The 440-nt window shown below is 71.4% G+C and carries 1 protein-coding gene; it reads right to left on the reverse strand.

The annotated features are described in order from the left end of the window. The coding region (locus I6F37_RS40280) for a hypothetical protein (protein ID WP_225154419.1) at positions 1 to 332 on the reverse strand (332 nt) is incomplete at its 3' end. Between the last annotated feature and the right edge of the window lie 108 nt (positions 333 to 440).

The following is a 440-nucleotide window of genomic DNA, read 5'->3' on the forward strand; positions in this document are numbered from 1 at the left end:
CCGACGGCCCGGTTGGCGATCCGGCACCCGATCGCGTAGACGAGAAGGGCGGTTCCGGTCGCTACGGCGACCTGCGCCAGCCCGACGGCAGCCCAGGAGTGACCGAACGCCGCGTAGAGAGGGGCCAGGAACAGCGCGTAGAGGGGCTGGGTGTACCCCGACGGCAAGCCGGCGATGAACCCGAACGTGCCCGAGTCGACGAGGGTCCTGGCAAAGCGGTCGCTCTTCTCGGGCAGCGACCCGATCAGCTCGTCGCGCTCGAGCGCGACGACGAGCAGTCGCGGCAGCGCGGCTGCGAGGGAGACGACGACGATCGCGGTCCGCCGGGTCATGCAGCGCGGGAGGCCGGACCGGACGTGTAGCGCTGCTGCCAGAGCTCGAGCATGATCAGCGCCCAGAGCCGAGCACCGTGGTCGGCACTGCCGTCCGCGTGCTCGTGC

The sequence above is a fragment of the Bradyrhizobium sp. NBAIM08 genome (genome assembly GCF_020193935.1).
In the GTDB taxonomy this organism is placed as follows: Bacteria; Pseudomonadota; Alphaproteobacteria; order Rhizobiales; family Xanthobacteraceae; genus Bradyrhizobium; species Bradyrhizobium yuanmingense.